This window comes from Marinibaculum pumilum (genome assembly GCF_042646425.1).
Taxonomy (GTDB): Bacteria; Pseudomonadota; Alphaproteobacteria; order Ferrovibrionales; family Ferrovibrionaceae; genus Marinibaculum; species Marinibaculum pumilum.
In genome coordinates, this window is sequence record NZ_JBHRTR010000054.1 from 167,652 (window position 1) to 191,107 (window position 23,456).

20 protein-coding genes are annotated in these 23,456 nt (G+C 71.1%); 10 read left to right on the plus strand and 10 right to left on the minus strand.

The window, feature by feature from the left end; all coding sequences use genetic code 11:
* On the plus strand, positions 1–949 hold a 949-nt coding region (locus ACFOGJ_RS27745), incomplete at its 5' end, for an amidase (protein ID WP_379906539.1).
* Positions 950–964: 15 nt separating this feature from the next.
* On the opposite strand, the gene ACFOGJ_RS27750 is transcribed toward ACFOGJ_RS27745, so the two are convergent.
* The 4 genes from ACFOGJ_RS27750 to ACFOGJ_RS27765 all read right to left on the minus strand — a co-directional run bounded on the left by ACFOGJ_RS27750 (position 965) and on the right by ACFOGJ_RS27765 (position 6,422).
* Positions 965–1,606 carry a glutathione S-transferase family protein gene (locus tag ACFOGJ_RS27750; protein ID WP_379906540.1) on the minus strand — a complete coding sequence of 214 codons (642 nt, stop codon included), beginning with the start codon at positions 1,604–1,606 and terminating at the stop codon, positions 965–967.
* The gene (locus ACFOGJ_RS27755; protein ID WP_379906541.1) at positions 1,603–4,374 is read right to left on the minus strand and encodes a cation-transporting P-type ATPase; all 2,772 of its coding nucleotides are present in this window, start codon (positions 4,372–4,374) and stop codon (positions 1,603–1,605) included. Before ACFOGJ_RS27755 ends, ACFOGJ_RS27750 begins: the two co-directional genes overlap by 4 nt.
* Positions 4,375–4,493: 119 nt before the next feature.
* On the minus strand, positions 4,494–5,006 hold the full coding sequence (locus ACFOGJ_RS27760) for a hypothetical protein (RefSeq protein ID WP_379906542.1): 513 nt from the start codon (positions 5,004–5,006) through the stop codon (positions 4,494–4,496).
* A gap of 129 nt (positions 5,007–5,135) precedes the next feature.
* Positions 5,136–6,422 (minus strand): cytochrome P450, encoded by a 1,287-nt coding sequence (locus ACFOGJ_RS27765; RefSeq protein ID WP_379906543.1) that lies wholly within the window; start codon positions 6,420–6,422, stop codon positions 5,136–5,138.
* 246 nt (positions 6,423–6,668) lie between these two features.
* Here ACFOGJ_RS27765 and ACFOGJ_RS27770 point away from each other — a divergent pair, with 246 nt between their 5' ends.
* The 3 genes from ACFOGJ_RS27770 to ACFOGJ_RS27780 all read left to right on the plus strand — a co-directional run bounded on the left by ACFOGJ_RS27770 (position 6,669) and on the right by ACFOGJ_RS27780 (position 8,176).
* Positions 6,669–7,172: a hypothetical protein gene (locus tag ACFOGJ_RS27770; protein WP_379906544.1), complete on the plus strand. Its 504-nt coding sequence runs from the start codon at positions 6,669–6,671 to the stop codon at positions 7,170–7,172.
* Positions 7,169–7,576: a VOC family protein gene (locus ACFOGJ_RS27775; protein ID WP_379906545.1), complete on the plus strand. Its 408-nt coding sequence runs from the start codon at positions 7,169–7,171 to the stop codon at positions 7,574–7,576. The genes ACFOGJ_RS27770 and ACFOGJ_RS27775 overlap by 4 nt, the downstream gene beginning before the upstream one ends.
* A 72-nt stretch (positions 7,577–7,648) precedes the next feature.
* The gene (locus tag ACFOGJ_RS27780; protein ID WP_379906546.1) at positions 7,649–8,176 is read left to right on the plus strand and encodes a MarR family winged helix-turn-helix transcriptional regulator; all 528 of its coding nucleotides are present in this window, start codon (positions 7,649–7,651) and stop codon (positions 8,174–8,176) included.
* 12 nt (positions 8,177–8,188) lie between these two features.
* Here ACFOGJ_RS27780 and ACFOGJ_RS27785 read toward each other — a convergent pair whose 3' ends face one another.
* Positions 8,189–9,037 (minus strand): cupin domain-containing protein, encoded by an 849-nt coding sequence (locus tag ACFOGJ_RS27785; protein WP_379906547.1) that lies wholly within the window; start codon positions 9,035–9,037, stop codon positions 8,189–8,191.
* A gap of 244 nt (positions 9,038–9,281) precedes the next feature.
* On the opposite strand from ACFOGJ_RS27785, the gene ACFOGJ_RS27790 reads away from it, so the two are divergent.
* The 5 genes from ACFOGJ_RS27790 (at position 9,282) to ACFOGJ_RS27810 (ending at position 13,832) form a co-directional block, all read left to right on the plus strand.
* Positions 9,282–10,094: an SDR family NAD(P)-dependent oxidoreductase gene (locus tag ACFOGJ_RS27790; RefSeq protein ID WP_379906548.1), complete on the plus strand. Its 813-nt coding sequence runs from the start codon at positions 9,282–9,284 to the stop codon at positions 10,092–10,094.
* Between the two features lie 46 nt (positions 10,095–10,140).
* Positions 10,141–11,148 (plus strand): TRAP transporter substrate-binding protein, encoded by a 1,008-nt coding sequence (locus ACFOGJ_RS27795; RefSeq protein ID WP_379906549.1) that lies wholly within the window; start codon positions 10,141–10,143, stop codon positions 11,146–11,148.
* Positions 11,145–11,672, plus strand: coding sequence for a TRAP transporter small permease (locus tag ACFOGJ_RS27800; protein WP_379906550.1), 528 nt, complete (start codon positions 11,145–11,147; stop codon positions 11,670–11,672). The genes ACFOGJ_RS27795 and ACFOGJ_RS27800 overlap by 4 nt, the downstream gene beginning before the upstream one ends.
* Entirely contained in the window at positions 11,669–12,958 is a 1,290-nt protein-coding gene (locus ACFOGJ_RS27805; RefSeq protein WP_379906551.1) for a TRAP transporter large permease, read from the plus strand. The genes ACFOGJ_RS27800 and ACFOGJ_RS27805 overlap by 4 nt, the downstream gene beginning before the upstream one ends.
* Positions 12,959–13,022: 64 nt before the next feature.
* Positions 13,023–13,832, plus strand: coding sequence for a class II aldolase/adducin family protein (locus tag ACFOGJ_RS27810; RefSeq protein ID WP_379906552.1), 810 nt, complete (start codon positions 13,023–13,025; stop codon positions 13,830–13,832).
* Between the two features lie 285 nt (positions 13,833–14,117).
* Here the strand turns inward: ACFOGJ_RS27810 and ald are convergent, their stop codons facing one another.
* On the minus strand, positions 14,118–15,242 hold the full coding sequence (gene ald, locus ACFOGJ_RS27815) for an alanine dehydrogenase (RefSeq protein ID WP_379906553.1): 1,125 nt from the start codon (positions 15,240–15,242) through the stop codon (positions 14,118–14,120).
* 338 nt (positions 15,243–15,580) lie between these two features.
* Between ald and ACFOGJ_RS27820 the strand changes: the two genes are divergently transcribed.
* On the plus strand, positions 15,581–16,963 hold the full coding sequence (locus ACFOGJ_RS27820; RefSeq protein ID WP_379906554.1) for an MFS transporter: 1,383 nt from the start codon (positions 15,581–15,583) through the stop codon (positions 16,961–16,963).
* On the opposite strand, the gene ACFOGJ_RS27825 is transcribed toward ACFOGJ_RS27820, so the two are convergent.
* The 4 genes from ACFOGJ_RS27825 to ACFOGJ_RS27840 form a co-directional block, all read right to left on the minus strand.
* Positions 16,902–18,779 (minus strand): acyclic terpene utilization AtuA family protein, encoded by a 1,878-nt coding sequence (locus ACFOGJ_RS27825; protein ID WP_379906555.1) that lies wholly within the window; start codon positions 18,777–18,779, stop codon positions 16,902–16,904. The genes ACFOGJ_RS27820 and ACFOGJ_RS27825 overlap by 62 nt on opposite strands.
* Before the next feature lie 78 nt (positions 18,780–18,857).
* A complete protein-coding gene (locus ACFOGJ_RS27830; RefSeq protein WP_379906556.1) occupies positions 18,858–20,852 on the minus strand; it encodes an acetyl-CoA carboxylase biotin carboxylase subunit in 1,995 nt (664 codons plus the stop codon).
* 5 nt (positions 20,853–20,857) lie between these two features.
* Positions 20,858–21,700, minus strand: coding sequence for an enoyl-CoA hydratase/isomerase family protein (locus tag ACFOGJ_RS27835; protein ID WP_379906557.1), 843 nt, complete (start codon positions 21,698–21,700; stop codon positions 20,858–20,860).
* A 34-nt stretch (positions 21,701–21,734) separates the two neighbouring features.
* Complete coding sequence (locus ACFOGJ_RS27840) at positions 21,735–23,357, minus strand: acyl-CoA carboxylase subunit beta (RefSeq protein ID WP_379906558.1); 1,623 nt, start codon at positions 23,355–23,357, stop codon at positions 21,735–21,737.
* Positions 23,358–23,456 lie beyond the last annotated feature (99 nt).

The following is a 23,456-nucleotide window of genomic DNA, read 5'->3' on the forward strand; positions in this document are numbered from 1 at the left end:
CCGGGTGCTGCCGCTCGCCCATGCCAGCGACGGCGGCGGCTCGATCCGCATCCCGGCCAGCTATAACGGCCTGGTGGGGCTGAAGATCTCCCGCGGCCGCGGCACCTATGCGCCGGACTATACTGACATCTGGGCCGGCTCCGCCGTGGAAGGCTGCGTCAGCCGCAGCGTCCGCGACACCGCCGCCTATCTGGACCTGGTGGCCGGCGGCGTGACCGGCGACCCCTACGAGATGCCGGGCTTCGACCCGCCGCTGCAGCTGGACATGATGATCCCGCCGCCGAAGCTGCGGGTCGGCTATACCCAGAAGGGCATGGACGGGGTTGCCGTCGATCCCGCCGTCGCCGCGACCCTGCGCGATACCCTGCAGATGCTGACCGAGATGGGGCACACGGTCGAGGAGATGACCCTGGCCTGCGACTACGAGGTGGTGACCAGCCAGTTCGCGGCGCAGGCGGCGGCGGAGGCCACCGCCGGCTTCGCCATGCTGGAGGGTCTGCTGGGCCGCAGCCTGACGGCCGACGATTTCAGCCCGGTCAACTGGCAGCGGGTGGAGCTGGGCCGCGGGGTCTCGGGCGTGGCGGTGCTGGGCGCGATCGAGGCGCTGCGGCTGGCCGGCCGGGCGATCGCGCAGTCCTGCGCCCCCTACGACGTTGTGGTCACCCCGACCATGCCGCGGCCGGCGCCGGAGCTGGGCTATTTCGACATGTACGGCATGGACCTGGACGCCTATCACGGTCGCCTGCTGCCGGAGATCTGCTTCACCCTGCCGTTCAACGTCTCCGGCCAGCCGGCGGTCTCCCTGCCGCTGGGCCAGTCGCCGGAAGGCCTGCCGATCGGCATCCAGTTCGCCGCCCTGCGCGGCCAGGAACGCCTGCTGCTGAAACTGGCCACCCAGATCGAGGCGGCCGCGCCCTGGAAGGACCGCCGCGCACCGCACGGGCTGTGACAAGGCGCCGCCCGGTCAGCCACCCTCGGCCGGCGGCCGCGTCTCCCTGAAGGCCGTCCGTCGCGACAGCGCCGCGAACCAGGCGGCCAGGCGCGGGCGCCGCGCCAGCTCGGCGGCGCCGTCCGGATCCTCGGCGAAGTAGGCGATCATCGGGCCGAGCTGGAAGTCGGCCAGCGACCAGTCGGTGCCGGACAGGCAGGCGCCGTCCTCCGCCAGGCGTTCCAGCGCGTCCAGCACCTGCGACGCCCTGGCGAGGCCCGCCCGACGGATCCCGGCATCGCCTGCCAGGCCGAGCCGCGGTCGGGCCACGCCATGGACGAAGACCTGACGGACCAGGGGCCAGTAGCCGTAGCTGTCGACGATGCCGATAACCTGCCGCATCCGTGCGCGTGCCGGCGCTGCGGCCGGCTGCAGGGCCGGGCCGGGAAAGGCTTCGTCGACATAGGCGCAGATCGCGGCCGTCTCGTAGAGCGCGAAGCCGTCGTGCCGCAGCACGGGTACCCGCCCGAAGGGATGCAGCGCCAGGAGTGCGGCCGGCGGCACCTCCTGGAATGGATCCACTTCGGTCCAGGCGAAGGCCAGGCCCTTCTCGCGCAGGGTCAGGCGCGCCGCCCAGGTATAGACACTGGGCCGGTAGCCCAGCAGTTCGATGCTCATCCCGCCCTCCCCCTCGCGCCGGACAGCAGCCCGCGGCGCACCGCCTTCTCCGCCTCGCAGAGCCCCAGGACGGCGACGCCGACGACGATGATGGCCGCGCCGTCGGCCAGGGACAGCGGCCTTGTGCCGAGCAGCAGGTTCATCGCCGGCAGATAGGTCATGGCGAACTGTGCCGCCACCACGGCCGCCAGGCCCAGCAGCACCGCCGGCGTACCGACCACGCCGCGCAGGGTCAGCGCGGTGCCGTGCACGTAGCGGATACTGAACAGGTAGAAGACCTCCATCACCACCAGGGCGTTCACCACCATCGTCCGCGCGGTGTCGATGTCGAGGCCGCGCCCCTCCGCCCAGAAGAAGATGCCGAAGGCGCCGGCCACGAACAGCAGCGAGACATAGGCGATCTGCCACAGCAATAGGGGCGGCAGAAGCGGCTCCGACCGGGCCCGCGGCGGCCGCGCCATCGTCCCCGGCTCCGTCGGTTCGAAGGCCAACGTCAGGCCCAGGGCGACGGCTGTGATCATGTTGACCCAGAGGATCTGCACCGGCGTGACCGGCAGGGCGAAGCCGAAGCCGATCGCCACCAGGATGGTGAGCGCCTCGCCGCTGCTGGTGGGCAGGGTCCAGCCGATCACCTTCCGTAGATTGTCGTAGACGGTGCGCCCTTCCCGCACTGCCGCGACGATGGAGGCGAAATTGTCGTCGGCCAGCACCATCTCGGCCGCCTCCTTCGCCGCCTCGGTGCCGCGCAGCCCCATCGCCACGCCGACATCGGCACGCTTCAGCGCCGGCGCGTCGTTCACCCCGTCGCCGGTCATCGCGACCGTCCGGCCCTGCGCCTGCAGCGCCGCCACCAGGCGCAGCTTGTCCTCCGGCGTGGTGCGCGCGAAGACATCGGTCTCCCGCACAGCCGTGGCCAGCGCGGCATCGTCCATCCCGGCCAGGTCGCGCCCGGTCAGCACCAGCGGCGCAGGCGCCAGGCCCAGCTGGGCGGCGATCGCGGCGGCGGTGACGGCATGGTCGCCGGTGATCATCACCACCCGGATGCCGGCCGCGTGGCAGTCGGCGACGGCGGCGACCGCCTCCGGACGCGGCGGGTCGATCAGGCCGACCAGCCCCAGGAGGACCGCCCCGCCGCGGTCGACCGCCGCGAAGTCCAGCGCCCCGCCTGCAGGCGGCGCCCGCTCCGCCAGCGCCAGGACCCGCTGCCCGGATGCCGCAAGACGCTCCGCCTCGCCATGCCAGAAGGCGGCATCCAGCGGCCGGTCGCCCTCCGGCCCGCGCTCCCGGTCGCAAAGCTCGAGCAGCCGCTCCGGCGCCCCCTTCAGGAAAACCGACGGGCCGCTGCCGCCGTGGTGCAGGACCGCCATGAACCTGTGCTGCGCGTCGAACGGGATCTCGTCCCGGCGCGGGGCCGCCAGGCGCTCCGCCGCCGGGTCCAGGCCGGCCTTCGCCGCCATCGCCAGCAGCGCCCCTTCCATCGGGTCGCCATCCACCAGCCAGTCCTCGCCGCGCCGGCCGAGGCGGGCATCGTTGCACAACAGCCCCGCCTGCAGGGCCCGGCGAAACACCGGCGGCAGGGCGGCCGGCGGATCGCCGCTGACAGGCCGGAAGGCGCCCTCGGGTGCGTAGCCGGCACCGTCGGCGACCCATTCGCCGGCGGCTGTGACCAGGCTGCGGGCGGTCATCTCGTTGCGGGTCAGGGTGCCGGTCTTGTCTGTGCAGATCACGCCGACCGCGCCCAGCGTCTCCACCGCCGGCAGGCGGCGGATGATCGCGTGGCGTGCCGCCATCCGCTGCACCCCGATCGCCAGGGCGATCGTCATCACCGCCGGCAGGCCCTCCGGGATCGCCGCGACGGCCAGGCCGACCACCGCCATGAAGGCCTCCGCCAGGCCATAGCCGCGCAGCAGGAAGGCGATGGCGAAGGTCGCGGCGGCCAGCAGCAGGACGAACAGGGTGAGCTGCCGGGCCAGGCCGTCCATCTGCCGGATCAGCGGGGTCTTCAGGCTCTCGACCCGGTGCAGCATGGTACCGACCCGGCCCAGCTCGGTGGCCGCGCCGGTCGCCACCACCACGCCCTGCCCCTGCCCGGCGGCGACCAGGGTGCCGGAATGGGCCATGGCGCTGCGATCCCCCAGCAGCGCCTCCGCTGCCACCGGTGCCGCGCCCTTCTCCACCGCCGCGGATTCGCCGGTCAGTGCCGCTTCCTGGATGCGCAGGCCGCGCGAGCGGGTGAGCCGCAGGTCGGCCGGCACCCGGTCGCCGGGATCCAGCAGCACCAGGTCGCCGGGCACCAGGTCGCTGGCCGGCAGGGTCAGGCGCCGGCCGTCGCGGCGCACGGAAGCCTGCGGGGTGACCATCTCCCGCAGCGCGTTGAGGGAGCGTTCCGCGCGCCCCTCCTGCACGAAGCCGATCGCGGCATTGACCAGGACAACGGCCAGGATCACCGCCGCGTCGACGAATTCGTGCAGCGCCAGCGCGATCGCGGCGGCGCCGAGCAGCACATAGATCAGCAGGTTGTGGAATTGCGCCAGAAGGCGCAGCCAGGCCGGCCGCGGTCTGCCTTCCGGCAGCCGGTTGGCGCCATGGTGCGCCAGGCGCACCGCCGCCTCGGCATCCGACAGGCCGTCGGGACCGGAGCCCAGATGCGCCGCAACCTGTTCGTGCGGCAATGCGTGCCAGGGGCCGGGCGGCCGGATCTCGGCCAGTCGCGTCCCGGGCGGCCGGGCCACAGGAGGCGGATCGTCAATCTGCTCGGATCGGGTCACGGCGGTCCCGCTGCGCGGGGTGGGGCGAAAGCTGGCCCCAGACTATCCGATCCGGCTATTTCGCAACTGCGGAAAAGCGCCGCGCCGGATCGCGGCAAAAGCGCGGGATGTCGCCGCCCTCAGTCGTGCAGCCGGCGCAGCAGGGCATCGGCCGTGCGGCCGAGATCGGCGGAGGTCCGGCGCAGGGTCTCTTCCGGCCGGGCGATCAGGCCGTGCATCGCCTGCGCGCGCAGCGAGAGCGGGCGGCAGGGCGCCGCACCGGCATCGGTCGCCTGCCGGCGGCTGTCGGACAGATGGTCGACGGCGGCGGCAAGCTGGTGCCAGGCCAGTCGCTCGCGGTGGCTGCGCGCCGGCTCCGGCAGCGGCACCGCTGCAGCCGATGCGCCGGCGTGACGCCGTGCCGGCGCCGGCCGCTGCACCGGTGGCGCGATGCGCCGCAGCAGGGTCAGCATGACGAACAGGGCGGCAACCGTCGCCAGGTAGGACAGGTAGATGCTGCCGCCGGCCTGTCCGGGCGCCGCCGCCAGCGGGCCGCTCAGGGCCGCCCGCAGGCTGCCGTCCGGCCAGGGCAGCATGGCCGCGGCGCCGAAGACGGCGATCCCGATCGTGGGCAGTCTGGGCAGGCGGAACATCGCGGCGGCACCCTTCGTGGAGTCATGACCGATGCGGCGGCGACAACCGCGGCACCCCCATCGATAGTGCGGGCGGTATTGCCGATCCGTTAAATGCGACGGGATTTTCCGCTGAATCCGCCGCAGCGGTCAGAAGCCCAGCACCGCCGGCACGGTGCCGAAGCCGCGGAAGCGTGCGCGCCGGTTGCGGCGCGGCGGCGCCGTCAGGGCAAAGTCCGGAAAGCGGCGCAGGAACCGGCCGATGGCCACCACGCCTTCCAGCCGGGCCACCGCCAGCCCCGCGCATTGATGGGGCCCGCCCCCGAACGCCAGATGGCGGTTCGGCTGCCGGCCGAGGTCCAGCCGGTCCGGTTCGGCGAACACCGCCGGGTCGCGGTTGGCGGCGCCGATGCACAGGGTGACGCCGGTGCCGGGCGGCAGGGTCACGCCGCCGACCTCCGCCTCTGCCGTCGTGGCGCGGTTGCCCAGCTGGTTGGAGCTCTCGAAGCGCAGGAACTCCTCCACTGCGGTGCGGATCAGGCCGGGCTCGGCCAGCAGGCGGGCCCGCTCGCCCGGCCATTCGCAGAGCAGGACAAGGGCATTGCCGATCAGGTTGGTCGTCGTCTCGTGCCCCGCGTTGAGGATGAAGATGCATTGCTGCAGCAGTTCCTCGTGGCTCAGCCGCTCGCCATCCGCCTCGCCGCGGATCAGCCGGGTCAGCACGTCGCGGTCCGGGTCGCCGGGCCGCGCGCGACGATCCGCAACCAGTCCCTCCAGATAGGCGAGGAAGTCCGTCACCGCCGCGTTGCCGCGGTCGAACTGGGCCTGGTCGATCTTCGGCTCCAGGGCGCCCAGGATCGCCAGCGACCAGTCGCGCAGCGGCTCCCGCTCGTCATGCGGCACACCCAGCAGGTTGCCGATGATCTCCACCGGGATCGCCGCCGCATAATCCGCGATCAGGTCGACCCGGCCGTCGCCGGCCGCCATCCGGTCCAGCAGCCGGTCGACCAGGGCCACCAGGGCCGGTTCCATGTCGGCGATCGCGCGCGGGCTGAGCGCCCCCATGATCAGCCGGCGGACCCGCGTGTGCAGCGGCGGGTCGTTGAACACCAGACTGGTGGTGTGGTGGCGGTAGAGCGGGCTGTCACCGTATTTAGGCCGGAACTCCGTCTTCTTGTCGGAGCTGAACAGGGCCGTGTCCTTGTAGACCCGCAGCACGTCGGCGTGGCGGGTGAGGAACACGCCGCCCGGCATCGTCTTCACCGGGGCGAAGCGGCGCAGGGCGTGATAGGTCGGATAGGGATCGTCATAGAAGCCGTCCGGCAGGTCCAGCAGGTCGAAACCCGCCGCGAGGGCGGCCGCCCCCTCGTCGCCGGCTCCGATTCGTGCTGCCGGCGCCGACGGATCGTCCGCTGCCGCATCCCTGCCTTGCCGCATGCTGTCCTCCCCTGCCCTGCCGCCATTCCCTGGCGGCAGGCCGCGCCAGACTAGCGCCGGTGCGGGATCGCGGCCACCGCCGTCAGCCCGGCACCGGCCCCGCAGTGAACCGGGCGATCCGCCAAAGACAAGCACCGTTCCGGGTTTCCGGATACTGAGGTATTGTATGGCATCAACAAAAAATAACCGGGGGTTCATGTCATGCAGCGTCCGCAGACAATTGTATGGTGGGAAATCCTGTTCTGGGTGGCCATCCTCATCAGCCTGGTGAACCTGTTCCTCTTTACGCCCAATCTCTCGGCGATCATGGAGCAGGCGCAGATGGAACAGCCGGCGGCGACCGCACCGGCCACCACCAGTGCCGATCAGAGCGGTACCGATCAGAGTGCTACCGATCAGGGCGGCAGCGCCCCGACCGCCGAAGACATGGCAATGGCGGAGAAGGTGATCGGCACCACGGAGATCGTCGGCGCCGCGATCTACGTGCTGCTCGGCCTGTTGTTCTGGTACTTCATCGCCCGGCGCGGCAACAATGTCTTCAAGTGGATCTGGGCGGTACTGGCGGTGCTGGCCATCCTGGCCTCGCTCGGCAATATCGGGGCCACTTTCGCCTTCTCGACCATCGGCGGCATCCTGGCGCTGGTCGTGCTGGTGATCGGCATCATCAATATCGTGCTGGTCTTCCTGCCCGCCTCGCGCCCCTGGTTCGCCGGCGGCGCCAAGGCCGGACCGGCCGACGGCACCGCGTGAGCGAAGCTGCGGCCATTGCCATCGACGGACTCGACCATGTCGTCCTGACGGTCGGGTCCGTCGAACGCACCGTCGACTTCTACACCCGCATCCTGGGCATGCGCGTGGAGCGGCAGCCGGGCCGCCCCACCGCCCTGCATTTCGGCAGCCAGAAGTTCAACATCCACCAGGCCGGCCGGGAATTCGAGCCCAAGGCCCTGCGCCCGACACCGGGCGGCGGCGATTTCTGCCTGCTGACCGGCATGCCCAGCGCGGCGGTGGCGGAGCGGCTCGCCGCCTTCGGCGTTGCGGTGGAACTCGGTCCCGTCACCCGGGAGGGCGCCTGCGGCCCGATGATGTCGGTCTATTTCCGGGACCCCGACGACAACCTGGTCGAGGTGGCGACGCCGGGCGAGCGTCCCTGAAGTCGGCCGTCTTTCCGCCGCGGCCTTGACCTGCCGGCAGGCCGGCCGCAGGTTCGGCCGGCCGTCGCATCGGTGCGACCGGCAGCAGGGGAGACAGCGGCAATTCCGGACCTTGGCCTTGGCGTCGATACGCTGTTCTACCGGCTGATGCGCCTGGTCAACATGACCGCCCGGCCGTTCTTCACCGACTTCGCGGCCCGCTACGACCTGACGATCAACGAATGGCGGGTGATGCTGGCGCTGAACGCCCGCCCCGGCCTGTCGGTGCAGGAGATCGCAGAGGTCAACGGCTTCGACAAGATGAGCGCCAGCCGCGCGGTGCGCCGCCTGATCTCGCACGGCCGGGTGGTCCGCGCCACCGACGGCAATGACCGCCGCCGCACGCGCCACAGCCTCTCCCCGGAAGGCGCGGCGATCTTCGCCGCCATCAGCCCTTTCGCCCTGGACCGCGCCGATGCCCTGTTCGGCCGGCTGAGCGCGCGGGAGGTGGCGCAGCTGAAGCGCATCCTCGACAAGCTGGAGCGCCATGCCGAGGTCTGGAAGGACGGCGAAGCGCCGGCACGGCCTGCCGGCAGTACGGGCGCCGCGGCGAAGACCTGATCCGCCGCTGGCTCAGGCCGGCGGGAAGCCGTACGGGTCGGCACGGTCCGCGCCGTCCAGCCAGTGGACCGGCCCTTCGGCCCAGGCGATCAGCATGCAGCCATGGCCGGAGCCGGCACGCATCTCGCTGCCGGCGGGCTGCACCACGAAGCTGTTCGCCAGCACCTGGCGGTCGTTGACCGTGATGTCGCCGGCCACCACGAACCAGTCGACCAGCCCGCCCGCCCGGTAGGGCGGCAGCACCGTGCCCGGCTGCAGCTGCAGGCAGACCATGCGGCGGTCATGACCGGTGCCGGCATAGTCGAAGACCATCCGCATCAGCATGCCGGGCACAAAGGTCGGCAGCGGCCGCTGCTCCGCCACGGTGACGTTCAGGTCCGGCTGGCGGCTGCGGTCGAGGGTGGCGAAGGCGGCCTGCCTGGCACCCGCATGCAGCTGGTGGTCGGTCGCCCCGTCGGCGGCATAGAGGGTCGGCCCGTCCATGCGGGAGGCCAGGACGCAATTCTCGTAGGCGATGGCATCATGCGTGTCGCCGCGGAAATTGATCCCCGCCTGGCCGCGGACCACCGTCCCCGCATAGTCGGTGAGGGCGCCCTGCAGGACATAGCTGGTCGCCACGTCCTGGTGCTGGTGCAGGCCGGTGCGCACGCCTTCCTCGATCCGCACCAGGCCCAGGAAGCGACCCGCCTCCTGTTCCCGCCGCACCGACTTGAGGTAGAGCCCGCCCTTGCCCGCCGTCTCCCAGGCCATGTCCGCCATCGGATGGACGGTCACCGGATCGGACGCCTTCGCCCGTGCCGACCGGCCGCCGGTGCGCGTCCCGGCTGCCGCCTTCGTCTCGTCCACCGCTGCGCTGCTCATCGTTCGCTCCTGCCCAGGTTCATCTTGGGGGCTTCGCTTCTGCTCGGGTTCATCCCGGTCCCGCCCCTTGACCGGCGCTGTCCGCCCGCCTCAATATAGTAACATATGTTACTATTTGACTTGTCCCGGTCAATCGCGGACAGTCGATTGCGGCAGGGTTCCCGCCGACAGAAATCGCGGCGGGCAACGCTGCTGCAAACAAGAATGCCGGGCCCGGCATGCCCGGACAGGGGAAGGATAGACGATGGCGCGCAGTTTCGCCGGCAGCGTCGTGGTGGTGACCGGTGCCGCGAACGGCATCGGCGCTGCGATCGCCGCGGCCTTCGCCGAAGCGGGCGGCACCGTCTTCGGCCTCGACCGCGACGGCGGGGCGATGAAGGCCGCCGCCGGCCGGATGGGCGGCCTCGTCCACCCCTGGGCCCTCGACGTCACCGACCGCCCTGCGGTGGACGCGGCCTTCGCGGAGTTCCACAGCGCCAAGGGCCGGATCGACGTTCTGGTGAACAATGCCGGCTTCGGCCGCGGCTATCTGATCGAGAACATGGACCCGGAGTCCTGGGATGCCGTCGTGGACGTCAACCTGACCGGCACCTTCAACTGCACGCGCGCCGCGCTGCCCGGACTGCGGGACGCCGGCGGCGGCGCCATCGTCAATATCGCTTCGGTGGCGGGCAAGCGGATCTCGTTCCTGGGCGGCGCCGACTATACCGCGGCGAAGAGCGGCGTGCTGGGCTTCACCCGCCATGCCGCCTTCGAGCTGGCGCAGGACGGCATCCGCGTGAACGCGATCTGCCCGGGCCCGGTCCTGACCCCGCTGACCACCGGCGCGACGACGGAAGCGCAGCGCGCCCAGGTGGCGGAGACGGTGCCGCTGGGCCGCTGGGTTCAGCCGCAGGACATTGCCAATGCCGCCCTGTTCCTGGCCAGCGCCGATGCCGCGATGTGCACCGGCACCTCGCTGGACGTCGACGGCGGCGTGATGGTCTCCAACGGGGTCAGCTACAGGGACTACATGGAACGGCGCGGCGGGACCGCGCGGAAGCCGCCGGCCGGCTGAACGGCCGCAACGACGACCAACGGTCATGACGATGGGGAGAGGTACGATGAACGGACTGCTGTCGCGGAACAGACTGATCTCCGGCGCCCTCGGGCTTGCCGGGCTCGCCGCGCTGGCGCTGCCGGCGCAGGCGGCGGATGTGGAACTTCGGCTCGCCCATGTGGCGCCGCCGACAAGCTCATTCCAGGTGGCGGGGGAAGCCTATGCCAAGGCGCTGAACGAGCTGTCCGGCGGCACGATGGAGATGACCATCATCCCCGGCGGCGCGCTGGGCAATATCCCGGAACTCTGGGCGCAGCTTCGCAACGGCGCGCTGGACATGTACCTGATGGATATCGGCGGCATCGTCGCCAACAAGGAGGCGCGCAACCTGTTCATCGTCTTCGCGCCCTACCTGTTCAAGGACCAGGACCATTGGCGCGCCTTCATCGCCTCCGACCAGTTCGCCGGCATGATGGGTGAGGCGGAGACCAATCTGGGCATCAAGTATCTGGGCTATCTGAAGGACCGCTCCCCGCGCGCGCTGTCGACCTCCAAGAAGGCGGTCGCCACGCCCGACGACATCAAGGGGATGAAGATCCGCACCCCGCTGGTGCCGTCGATCACCGAGGTGTTCAAGGCCTGGGGCGCCAACCCGACCCCGGTGCAGGCGTCGGAGCTGTACAGCGCCATGCAGTCGGGCCTGGTGGACGGCCAGGACAACGGCATCACCGACGTCGTGGCCGCCGGCTATACCGAGGTGCAGGACTATTTCACCCCGCTGGACTATCTGCGTTCCGGCGTCGGCATCTGGATGAGCCAGAAGGCCTGGGACGGCCTGACCCCGCAGCAGCAGGAATGGGCCATGCAGGCCGCCGACAAGGCCTTCGCCGAGCAGAAACCGCTGTTCGAGAAGGAGGAGGCCGAGGCCCTGGCCGCCGCGCAGGAAAAGGGCATGGAGATCGTCGAGCCCGACACCGCCGCCTTCATCGCCGCCTCCGAGCCGGTGATCAAGGGCATGGACGGCAAGGCCTGGCCGGCCGGGCTCTACGACCAGATCCACAACATGAAGTGAGCGGCGCGCTTGCCCCCCACTGGCTGAGGACGGGCGCCGCACGGCTGCGGCGCCTGCTCCTGCAGCTCACCCGGCACGGCCTGGGCGCCGGCCTGGCCTTCATGGCCGGGCTCGCGGTGCTGCAGGTCGTGCTGCGCTACGTCTTCGCCGACAGCATCACCTGGGTGGAGGAGATCTCCGTCCTGGTCCTGCTGTGGCTGGCCTGGATCGGCGCGATCCACCTCTGGCTCGACCGCAGCCATATCGCCGTCGACCTGCTGCTGCCCGATGCCGGGCCGCGCCGCGACCTGGTCGCCTCCGTCTTCGACCTGGCCGCGATCGCCGGCGGCCTGGCGCTCGCCTGGGCGGCGGAGACGACACTGGCCGCCTTCGGCGGCGTGCTCTACGGCAGCGTCGAATGGCCGGGCGAGGTGAAGTACCTGCCGGTGCTGGTCGGCGGCGCGGGCATCGCCCTGGCGGGCCTGCTCAACCTGCTGGCCGGCCCCGACAGGCTGGAACAGGCGGACGGGACTGAGCGGCCATGATCGGCGAGCTCGCCCTGCTGTTCGGCGTGATGATCGGCCTGTTGATGCTGGGCCTGCCGATCTTCTTCGCCATCGGCGCCGCCGGCGCGGCCTATGCCATCGTCTATGCGCCGAAAGTGCCGCTGATGATCATCGGCCAGCGCTTCGTCAACGGCCTGGATTCGTACGACTTCGCCGCGATCCCGTTCTTCTTCCTGGCCGGCGAGATCATGAACCGCGGCGGCATCTCCGCCCGCCTGCTGCGCTTCGCCCGCGCCGCGATCGGCCATATCCGCGGCGGGCTGAGCCATGTGAACGTGCTCGCCTCCATGGTCTTCGCCGGCGTCTCCGGCTCCGCGGCCGCGGACGCCTCCGCCATCGGCTCGGTGATGATCCCGGCGATGAAGCGCGAGGGTTATCCCGCCGCCTATGCCGCCTCGGTCACCGCGGCCAGCGCCACCATCGGGCCGATGATCCCGCCCTCGATCCCGCTGGTGATCTATGCCCTGTTCGCCAAGCAGTCGGTCGGGCAGATGTTCCTGGCCGGGGTGCTGCCGGGCCTCGGCATGGGGCTGGTGCTGCTCGCCGCCTCGATCTGGATAAGCCGCCGGCGCAACTATCCCTCCCGCCCCTGGCAGGGCTGGGGGGAACTGGCCCGCTCCGGCGTTACCTCCGCCCTGGCGCTGGCGCTGCCGGTGATCGTGGTGGTCGGCCTGGTCAGCGGCGCGGCGACGACGACGGAGATCGGTGCCATTGCCGCCGCCTATGCCGTGCTGGTGACCAGCCTGGTCTATCGCGAACTGCCGCTGCGCGACCTCTGGACCGCGCTCTGCACCGCAGCGGTGGATTCCTGCCGGGTGCTGATCATCATCGCGGTGGCCGGCATCTTCTCCTACATCATCGCCAGCATGGGCCTGGCCTACAGCCTGGCGAAGCTGGCCAGCGGGCTGTCCGACGACCCGGCGATCGTGCTGGCGGTGATCATGCTGATCCTCCTCCTGCTGGGCACGGTGCTGGAGCCGGTGACCCTGCTGGTGGTGATCGTGCCGATCCTGGTGCCGACGGCGCAGGCGGTCGGCATCGACCCGATCCAGCTGGGCACGGTCGCGGTGCTGGCCACCCTGGTCGGCCTGGTTACGCCGCCGGTCGGCTTCCTGATCTACCTCACCGCCGCACAGGCGCAGGTGCGCGCCGGACCGGTGATCAGGGAACTGACCCCGTTCGTGCTGGCGCTGATCGCGCTGCTGGTGGCTCTGGTCTTCGTGCCGGGGCTCAGCCTCTGGCTGCCCCGGTTGTTTTTCGGATAGGTACGCTGGCTGCCCGGCCGACGGGCGGCTACCCTGTGGCGTGCAATCCCGACGGGAGGATGAGATGGACCAGTCCGTGACCGCGATCACCGCCGGCTTCGGCGCCGATGTGGACCTGCCGCCGCCGCCGGCCGGCATCGACGAGGTGGAATGGGCGGCCCGCCTGCAGCTCGCCGCCTGCTACCGGCTGGTGCACGAGGAAGGCTGGACCAGCATCGTCTACAACCACATCACCCTGCGGGTTCCCGGCACCGACGAGTTCCTGATCAACCCGTTCGGCCTGCGCTATGACGAGATCTGCGCCAGTGACCTGATCCGCATCGACCTGGACGGCAACAAGAAGTCGGAGAGCCCCTGGCCGGTGAACCTGGCAGGCTACCAGATCCATTCCACCATCCACCGCGCCCGTCCCGACCTGCACTGCGTGCTGCACACCCACGAGACGGTGTCGCAGTCGCTCTGCGCCACCAACAGCCCGGCGATCCCGGTGACCCAGGAAGGCTGCCAGTTCTTTGAGCGGGTCGGCTATCACGACTTCGAGGGGATCGTGCTGGACGGCAGCGAGGGGCCGCGCATCGCCCGCGCGCTGGGGGAGCGCAACCATACCCTGGTGCTGCGCAACCACGGCCTGATCACCGGCGGGCCGGACTGCGTCTGGGCCTATGTCCGCCACCGCGCCTTCACCCGCAACACCGAGGTGCAGCTGCGCGCGATGGCCGCCGGCGATCTGCGGCCGATCCCCGACCGGGTGATGGCCAAGACCCGGGAGCAGTTCGAGGGCGGCGCCGCGAGCGCCAACGCCCTGGTCCGCCACCCGGAATGGCCGGCCCTGATCCGCCTGATCGACCGCAAGGACCCGACCTGGAAGCATTGACGACGCTGGTTCCGCTGGCGGAATAGGTGCCCGGCTCAAGGCCGGGCACGACGTGAAGGCGGGGACTGGGATTCACACCGTCATGGTCGGCCTTGAGCCGACCATCCATTCCGCCGGCGGAAACGCCGCGCTTCGCGGCAGAGAGAACGCCCCTGCCCGAAGGGGTACCGTCGGGCGGCCGGATCGACGAGATCCCCCAGGCTTTGCGCGCCGCGGCACGGCTGGCGGAATGGGTGCCCGGCTCAAGGCCGGGCACGACGTGAAGGCGATGGGCCGATACCCCCCTCAGTACGAGATCTCCAGCGCCTGCTCTGCCGGAATGAAGGGCAGGCCCAGTGCGTCCGACACCGCCTTGTAGGTGACCCGGCCGGAATGCACGTTCAGGCCGTTGCGCAGGTGGCGGTCTTCCGCCAGGGCGCGGCGCCAGCCCTTGTCGGCGAGCGCCAGGACGAAGGGCAGGGTCGCGTTGTTCAGCGCGAAGGTGGAGGTGCGGGCGACCGCGCCGGGCATGTTCGCCACGCAGTAGTGGACGATGCCCTCCTCGATATAGGTGGGCTCGGCATGGGTGGTGGGGCGCGAGGTCTCCATGCAGCCGCCCTGGTCGATGGCGATGTCCACCACCACCGCGCCGTCGGGCATGGTCTTCAGCATCTGGCGAGTGACCAGCTTCGGCGCGGCCGCGCCCGGCACCAGCACCGCGCCGATCACCAGGTCGGCACTGACCACCAGCCGCTCCAGGCTGTCGACGGTGGAATAGAGCACCCGCACCCGGCCGTTGAAATAATCGTCGAGCTGGCGGATGCGGGCGACATTGCGCTCCAGGATGGTGACCTCAGCGCCCATGCCGACGGCGACCCGTGCGGCGTTGGTGCCCGCCACCCCGCCGCCGATCACCAGCACCCGCCCGGCGGTGACCCCGGGCACCCCCGCCAGCAGCACGCCGCGGCCGCCGGCGGCCTTTTCAAGGCAATGGGCGCCGGCCTGCGGCGCCATCCGGCCGGCGACCTCGCTCATCGGCGCCAGCAGGGGCAGGCCGCCATTCGGATCGGTGACCGTCTCGTAGGCGATGGCGATCGCACCGGACTCGACCAGCCCCTTCGTCTGCACCGGGTCCGGCGCCAGGTGCAGATAGGTGAAGAGCAGCTGGCCCGGTCGCAGCATGGCGCATTCCGCAGGCTGCGGTTCCTTCACCTTGACGATCATCTCCGCGGCGGCGAACACCGCGCCGGCGTCGGGCAGGATCTCCGCCCCGGCGGCCCGGTAATCGTCGTCCGACACGCCGATGCCGGCGCCGGCACCGGCCTGCACGCTGATCCGGTGGCCGTGATGCGCCAGTTCGCGCACGCTGGTCGGCGCCAGGCCGACCCGGTATTCGTGGTTCTTGATCTCCGTCGGCACGCCGATATGCATCGTCATCCTCCCCGCGACCCGTCGCCATCGCGGCGGTCCGCCGCCCGGATCCTGCGCCGGTATGCGGGCCGCCCCCCGTCGCTTTGCCGCAAATCACCGCTTCGGACAAGGGCCGGCCCCGAGAGCCACCCGCCGAGAGCCACCCGCCGAGAGCCACCCGCCGAGATCCACCCCCCCCGGGGATCCACCGGGCGCGCAGCGGAGCCATGCGGGGGCATGCGCTTGCCGGCCGCCGCCGAATGAAGTACCGCGGGTGACGAACCTGCCGGAACAGGGAAAGAGATCCGACACCCAAGGTCGCCATATCGGCGAGGGCCGGATCGCCAGCGGTAAGGACCATGTCGAAGAGCTTCGCCCCGATTGCCGCGCTGTTCGTCAGCATCGCGCTGGTTCTCACCGGCTACGGCCTGCTGACCATCCTCACGCCGGTCGCCGCCGACCGGCTGGGTCTCAGCGACATCCTGGTCGGTTTCCTGGGCACCGCCTATTTCGGCGGCCTGACCCTGGGCTGCTTCCTGGTCCCCATCGTGATCGCGCGGGTCGGCCATATCCGCGCCTTTACCGCCTTCACCGCGCTCGCCACCGTGACGCCGCTGCTGCAGGGCGTGGTGCTGTCGGGCGAGGTCTGGATCGTCCTGCGCATCGTCACCGGCTTCTGCTACGCCGGGATTTCGATGGTGATCGAGAGCTGGCTGAACGAGCGCGCCGACAACTCCAACCGCGGCTTCATCCTGTCGACCTATACCGGGCTGAACCTGCTGGTCGCGGTGATCGGCCAGCAGATGCTGGGCCTGGGCGATCCGGCCGGGCCGGAACTGTTCATCCTGGTGGCGATCTTCGTCACCATCTCCGCGATCCCGGTGGCGCTGACCCGCTCGCCGGCACCGGACATCCCGGCCACCACCACCCTGCAGCTGCGGCGGCTGATTCAGAACAGCCCGGTGGCGGCAGGCGCGGTGTTCGGCACCGGACTGGCGAACGGTGCCTTCTGGTCGCTGGCGCCGCTCTATCCCCAGTCACTGGGGATGAGCGAGACCAATGTCGCCAGCTTCGTCAGCGCCGCCGTGATCGGCGGCGCGGTGGCGCTCTGGCCGCTGGGCTGGCTGTCGGACCGGCGCGACCGGCGGCTGGTGATCGCCGGGATCTGCATCGGCGCGGCCATCGCCAGCCTCGGCCTGACCACCCTGTCGGCCCTGCCCTTCGTCGCCCTGGCCGCGATCGCCTTCCTGTACGGCGCCACCGCGCTGCCGGCCTATTCGCTGTCGATCGCCCATGCCAACGACCATGCCGATCCCGGCATGTCGGTTTCGCTGAGCGGCAGCCTGCTGCTGCTCTGGGGGGTCGGCGCGACGATCGGCCCGACGGTCGCCGCCTTCGCCATGGAGCTGGGCGGTTCCGCCACCCTGCTGTTCGCCTTCACCGGCATCGCCTTCGCGCTGCTGGCCGCCTTCACGATCTACCGGATGACGGTGCGCCCCGCCCCGACGGAGGCGCAGAAGGAAACCTTCGTCTACGTGCCGCGGACCTCGCCGGCGGTCTTCCAACTCGACCCGCGCGGCGAGGATGGCGGCGAGGATGAGGCCGCCTGGGGCGAGCCGCCGCCGATGCCCGACCTGGCCCAGCTGGGGGACGAGGCGCAGGCGTCCGGGGAGCCGCCGGTCAGTCCAGCAGCGCCACCGGCTTCAGGCTCCGATGATCCGACAGGGCGGCCGGGATCGTGACCGGCATCTCCAGCAGCATCTGCCCCATCCCCTTGCCCTGCGGGTCGTAGCGCAACGAGGCGGTGCCGCCGCCGCCCAGGGCCCGGTGTAGCACGAAGTTGAACGCCGCCAGGCCCGGCAGGCTGTAGCGGAGCACGGGCCCCTCGACCAGATGCGCCAGAAAGGCATGCACCTTCTCCGCCGTCACCTCGCGCGCGATCAGCGGCAGGAAGTCGGCATCGCGCGCCGCGACGCCGATATTGGAGACGTCGCCCTTGTCGCCGGAGCGCGCATAGGCCAGCGCCAGCAGCGGCACGGTGACCGTCTCGCCGTCATCGGCCGGGGCCGCCGCGATGTCCGGGTCCTGCGATGGCGGCGGATCCGCGTAGAGGTCGGCCGGCGGCGACCGCCCGGGCACTTCCTGGCCATCCAGCAGGATGCGGGCCGGCACCAGCCAGCGCGGCACCAGGAAGGAATGCAGCCGGAAGAAGGGCGTGGCCTTCGCCCGGCCGGCACCGCCGGCGGTCACGCCCTGCGCCATGGACATGCCGATGGAAGGGAATTCCCGCGCCAGCAGGTCCAGCGCCACCCTGTCGTCGTGATGGGCGGCCAGCTTCAGCATCGCCTCGCGGGTGTCGCGGCACCGGGCGTTCGGGCCGTAGCTGGCCTCCGCCCCCAGCGCCTCGATATCGGTGGCGCGGAAATCGGCGAGGTTGTACCGCCCCAGCAGATTGCGCACCCGGTCCAGGATCGCCGCGCCGGCGCGCTCCGCCCGCGCCGCTGCGTCCCGGCCGCCGACCATCAGCATCGCGGTCAGCCGCCAGCCGTCCTGCTCAAGTGCGCAGGCCTTCAGGGTGGTCGGCGGCGGCAGCCCTTTCGCCCCCGCAACGCGGACCCGGTCATGCCCGTCCGCCACCAGCTCCACGTCTGAGAAGTCGCAGACCACGTCCGGCAGCATGTAGCGGCGCGGATCGCCGATCTCATAGAGGATCTGTTCCGTCACCGTCTTCACGTTGACCAGGCCGTCGCTGCCCGGCGGTTTGGTGATGACGAAACTGCCGTCGCGATGGCACTCGCCGATCGGGAAGCCCATATCGACCCAGCTCGGCACCTCCTCCCAGTCGGTCAGCAGGCCGCCGGTGACCTGGGTGCTGCATTCCAGCAGGTGGCCGGCCAGGCTGCCCTGCGCCAGCAGGTCCAGGTCCTGCGCCTGCCAGCCGAACTCGTGGATCAGCGGCCCCAGCACCAGGGCGCTGTCGACGCAGCGGCCGGTGATCACGATGTCCGCACCGGCGCCCAGCGCATCGGCGATCGGCATCGCCCCCAGATAGGCATTGAAGCTGACCGGTCGTTCCGGCACCGGGGTGCCGCGGGCGATCTCCTCCAGCCCCATGGCGCGCAGCTCGGCCAGCTGCGGCATCAGGTCGTCGCCTTCCACGGTCGCAACCTTCAGCGGCAGGTCCAGTTCCAGCGCGATGGCACGCAGCGCATCGGCACAGGCCTGCGGGTTCACCCCGCCGGCATTGGTCACGACCTTGATGCCCTGGCGGTGGATCTCCGGCAGCGCGTCGCGCAGGGTCGGATTGACGATGTCGATGGCATAGCCCAGCTCGCCGGAGCGCTGCTTCGCCCGGGTCATGATCGCCATCGTGATCTCGGCCAGGGTCTCGTAGACCAGATAGTTCAGCCGCCCGGTCGCCAGCAGCTGCGGCGTGGCATGCCAGGCATCGCCCCACATGCCCGCCGCGCCACCGATCACCACGACATCCTTGCCCCTGCCCCGGGAGGGCGGCCCCCCTGCCGGCGCTTCCGCGTCCGGCATTCCGTCTTCCGCCATTCCATTCCTCCCGCCGGTCCCCGGTCCCACACGACGATCCCGGGCCGGCGTTGCGCGTGACGCCGACCGTCCGTGCGGTCAGCCTTCCGTCACCTCCAGCCTGACCAAAATGCTCTCCGCCGCAACCTGCGCCCCGGCGGCGACGGCAATCTCCGCCACCTGGCCGGCCACCGGCGCGGTCACGCCATGCTCCATCTTCATCGCCTCCAGCCCCAGCAGCCTCTGGCCGGCGGCGACGGTATCGCCGACCGCGACATCGATCCCGGTGACCTTGCCGTGCATCGGCGCCCGCACGATGCCGTCGCTGCCGGCAGCGGCCGCGGCGCCGGGTCGCAGCAGGGTCTCCGCAAAGCTGCGCACCGCGGCCAGATCCGCGACGTGAAGGCGGCCGTCCGCCTCCTCGGCGAAGGCCGCACTGCGGCGCACGCCGTCCAGGGTGAAGCGGATGCGGCCATCCTCGAGGTCGACCGCTACGTCGTCGAACCTGTGCACCGCATCGCCGGTTGCGGCGGCGTAGCTGCCGGGCGCCCCGGCCGGGCGGACATGCACCTCCTGCTTCGCCGTCCCGCAAGTCAGGCGCAGCGCCGCCGCCAGTCCGCCGCCGGCCTGGCTGCTCTGCCAGTCCGCCATGCCGCCCGGTTGCCGATAGCCGGTGCCGCGACACAGATAGAGCAGCAGCGCCGCCAGGGCCCAGTCGGCCCCGCCGGGTGCCGGCGCGGGCCGGTCCAGCAGGCCGCGTTCGGCCAGGAAGCCGGTGGAGACCCCGCCGGCCGCGAAGGCCGGGTCTTCCAGCACCTGCAGCAGGAAGTCGCGGTTATGCGCCATCCCCAGCAGCACGGTGCGGCGCAGGCCCGTCGCCAGGCGGCGGCGCGCGACCTCGCGGTCCGGTCCGTGCGCGATGATCTTCGCCACCATCGGATCGTAGTGCGGCGAGACATGGAAGCCGGCAGAGATACCTGCATCGACCCGCAGCCCGGTTCCGGCCGGCGACTGCCAGCGCAGGACGGGACCGGAGGCCGGCATGAAGCCCTGCGCCGGATCCTCCGCATAGAGCCGCACCTCGATGGCATGGCCGTCCAGCCGGATGGCGTCCTGCGCCAGCGGCAGGGGCGCGCCCTCCGCCACCGCAATCTGCCAGGCGACGAGGTCGAGCCCGGTGACCATCTCGGTCACCGGATGCTCCACCTGCAGGCGGGTGTTCATCTCCAGGAAGTAGAAGGCGCCGTCGGGCGCCAGCAGGAACTCCACCGTGCCGGCACCGCAATAACCGATCGATCGTGCTGCGGTGACCGCGGCGGCGCCCATCTTGTCGCGCAACGCCTGGTCCATGCCCGGCGCGGGCGCCTCTTCCACCACCTTCTGGTGGCGGCGCTGCACGGAGCAGTCGCGCTCCCCCAGATGCACCGCATTTCCGTGGGCGTCGCCGAACACCTGGATCTCGACATGGCGGGCGCCATCTACGGCCTTTTCCAGCAGCAGGGTGCCGTCGCCGAAGGCGGCCTGCGCCTCGCCCCGCGCGCTGGCCAGGGCGGCAGGCAGGCCAGCCGCGTCGTCCACCCGGCGCATGCCGCGGCCGCCGCCGCCGGCAGCGGCCTTCACCATCACCGGAAAGCCGATCTCCGCCGCGGCGGCCGCCAGGCGGTCGTCGGACTGGTCTTCGTCCTGATAGCCCGGCACGCAGGGCACGCCGGCCTCGATCATCCGGCGCTTCGCCACCGCCTTGTCGCCCATCGCGCGGATCGCATCCGCCGACGGGCCGATGAAGGCGATGCCCGCCGCCGCGCAGGCCTCGGCAAAGGCGGCGTTTTCCGACAGGAAGCCATAGCCCGGGTGCAGGGCGTCGGCGCCGGCGGCCTTCGCCGCCGCGATGACCTTCGCACCGTCCAGGTAGGAGGCGGCCGATTCCGCGGCACCCAGCGGCACCGCCTCATCCGCCAGGGCGACATGCGGCGCCGCCAGGTCCGCCTCCGAATAGACGGCGACGGTGGCATAGCCCAGCCCGGCGGCGGTGCGCAGGACCCGGCAGGCGATTTCGCCCCGGTTCGCGACAAGGATCTTCGAAAAGCCCGCCATCACCCTCAGCCCGTCCGCTCGATCCAGCCGGCCGGCCGCTTCTCCAGGAAGGCGGCGACGCCTTCGCGCCCCTCCGGCCCGCGCATGCAGGCGGCGAAATGCATCGCCGCCATGTCCAGCACCTCCGCCTGCGGCCGGCTCTGCGCGGCGAACAGGATCTCCTTGGTGGCGGCATTGGCGCCCGGCGCGCAGCGGCCGACCTGGTTCAGGACCCGGGCCAGGGTGACGTCCAGGGCGACCGGGTCGGGCACCACCTCGTGCACCAGGCCCAGCTGCCCGGCGCGGGTACCGTCGAAGCGGGCGCCGGTCATCATCAGCTGCCGCGCCGCGGTCAGGCCGATGCGCTGCACCACGAAGGCCGCCACCTGCGCCGCCGGCAGGCCGAAGCCGGTCTCGGTCAGCGCGAACTGCGTGTCGCAGACCGCGATCGCGATGTCGCTGACGCAGACCAGCCCCATGCCGCCGCCCAGCGCCTCCCCCTCCACCAGCATCACCACGGTCTGCGGCAGCTCGTTCATCGCGGTCAGGAAGTCGCCGAACGCCCTGTTCTGCCGCACGACGGGATCGGTGGCGCCGGACGCGGGCACCTCGTCGCGCATCTTTTCGTAGAAGCCGCGGATATCGTCGCCGGTGCAGAACGTGCCGCCGGCGCCGCGCAGCACCAGGGTGCGCAGGCTGCGGTCCCCGCGCACCGCCGCGGTCACCGCCAGCAGCTCCTGCACCATCGTGGCGTCCAGCAGGTTGCGGGTGTCGGGGCGGTTCAGGGTGACATGCAGCACCGACCCGCGGCGCTCCAGCGCCAAGGCCGTGCAGTCTGGAAGTTCATTGCTCATCGCGGTTTCGTTCATCCCCCTTGTCCTGGCCGTCGCGGGTTGCCGCAACCTACATCCGCGCCACGCCGAAGCTGTTGGGGAAGACGCGGCGGGCGCCGGCCTCCCGGATCGTCGCCAGCAGGAAGCCCAGCACGTTGCGGGTGTCGCGCGGGTCGATCATGCCGTCGTCCAGCAGCAGCCCGGAGGTGTAGAAGGCATCGGCCTGGCTGGCGAAGGTGTCGATGATCTTGCGCTCCTGCGCGGCCAGCGCCTCTTCGTCCACCGCCACGCCGCGGCGCTCCGCGCTGCCGCGGGCAACGATCGACATCGTGGTCGCCGCCTGCTCCGGCCCCATCACGCCGGTCATCGCGTTCGGCCAGGTCATCAGGAAGCGGGGGTCGTAGGCGCGGCCGCACATGCCGTAATTGCCGGCGCCGAAGCTGGCGCCGATCATGAAGGTCAGCTTCGGCGCGGAGGCGTTGGCGACCGCCTGGATCATCTTCGAGCCGTGCTTGATCATGCCGCCCTCCTCGTAGGCGCGGCCGACCATGTAGCCGGTGGTGTTCTGCAGGAAGACGATCGGCGTGTCGGTCTGGCAGAGCAGCTGGATGAACTGCGCCGCCTTGGTCGCGCCGTTCGGGTCGATCGGCCCGTTATTGCCGATGAAGCCCACCGGCATGCCGTGGACCTCCGCCTGGATGCAGACGGTATGCGGCCCGTAGCGCTCCTTGAAGCCCAGCATGTCGGAGCCGTCGACGATGCGCGCGACCACCTCGCGCACGTCGTAGGGCCGGCGATAGTCGACCGGCACCACGCCGGCGATCTCGTCCGGGTCGTATTTCGGCGGCCGGCCGCCGGTCGCTCCGGCACCCGGCGCGTGGCGGTTCCAGCCCAGCCGGGCGACGATCTCGCGCCCGATCCGCACGCCGTCGGTATCGTCCTCGGCGACATATTCGGCCAGGCCCGAGATCGTGGCATGCATGTCGGCGCCGCCCAGTTCCTCGTCGGTGGCGATCTCCCCCGTCGCCGCCTTCAGCAGCGGCGGTCCGGCCAGGAACGCCTTCGCCCGCCCGCGCACCGCGACGACATAGTCGCTGAGCCCCGGCATGTAGGCGCCGCCGGCGGTCGAGGAACCGTGCAGGACGGTGATCACCGGGATGCCCGCGGCGCTGAGCCTTGCCAGGTTGCCGAACAGGGCGCCGCCGGTGACGAAGCCCTCGACCCGGTAGCGCAGCAGGTTGGCACCGGCGCTTTCCACCAGGTGGATGAAGGGCAGGCGGTTGGCCAGCGCGATCTCCTGGCAGCGCAGCACCTTCTCCGCGCTGCCGGGGCCATAGGCGCCGGCGGAGATCCCCGAATCGGTGGCCAGGATCAGGCAGCGGGTGCCGGCGACGAAGCCGATCCCCGCAATGTGGCTGCCGCCGGGGATCGTCTTCTCCGCATCCGGCGTGTCCCGCAGATAGCCCGCCATGCTGGCCAGTGTCAGGAAAGGCGCACCCGGATCCAGCAGCCGCGCCAGCCGCTCGCGCGGGAGGATCTGGCCGCGCCTGGCGAAACGCTCCGCCTCCCGGGCCGAGGCGGACGCGGCCCGTTCCTCCAGCCCCCGCATCCGGTCGACCAGCGCCAGCATGGAGCGGCGGTTCTCCGCATAGCTCTCGCTGCCGGTGACGATCTGGGACTGGAAAACGGGCATTTCCCTCTCCTGCTTTCTTTCTGGCCGGCGCCGATGAAGGGTAAGCCGGCAGCAGAAGTCAACGGCCGACCGGGGCGGCCGCCTCGGGTATTCATCGCT